1 protein-coding gene is annotated in these 402 nt (G+C 40.8%); it reads right to left on the bottom strand.

All coding sequences use genetic code 11. The features are described from left to right. Window positions 1-11: 11 nt before the first annotated feature. Entirely contained in the window at window positions 12-236 is a 225-nt protein-coding gene (locus PVK71_RS20400) for a hypothetical protein (RefSeq protein ID WP_274421137.1), read from the bottom strand. Between the last annotated feature and the right edge of the window lie 166 nt (window positions 237-402).

The raw sequence follows: 402 nt of genomic DNA, 5'->3' as shown, positions 1-402 counted from the left end.
AAAAGATATCATTATATCTTATCGGGTATGTGCTGATTGTTTGGTTTTAAATTCGCACTTGCTTTCATGCCAGAACCATCGCGAAGCGATAAGAACGACCACTCCATCAAGCAGAGTGAGTCTAGTTTTCCTGTCGAATGACAAAAAACACGTTCAGCGCAGCCAACGAACGCAGGTAAGCCTGCGTTCTTGTGCGGTGGTAAACGTTGGCTGTGGGGCCCGTTAATTTTTACCACTGTGGTTTCTATTTTCGTGTGAACCCACAAAAAAATTAATGGGAAGTATTTTTAACAACAGGCACTGTTGGAGTAAAATATTTTTGAAGTACATAACAAAAGAATATTAGCAGGACTAACAAAAGGGCTATACCTATCTAAAAAGGGGGCTATTCCGACATCTGTG

The organism is Aliivibrio sp. S4MY1, assembly GCF_028765545.1.
Taxonomy (GTDB): Bacteria; Pseudomonadota; Gammaproteobacteria; order Enterobacterales; family Vibrionaceae; genus Aliivibrio.
The sequence above is the reverse complement of the archived record's forward strand: the minus strand, read 5'-3'. Positions and strand labels throughout refer to the sequence as shown.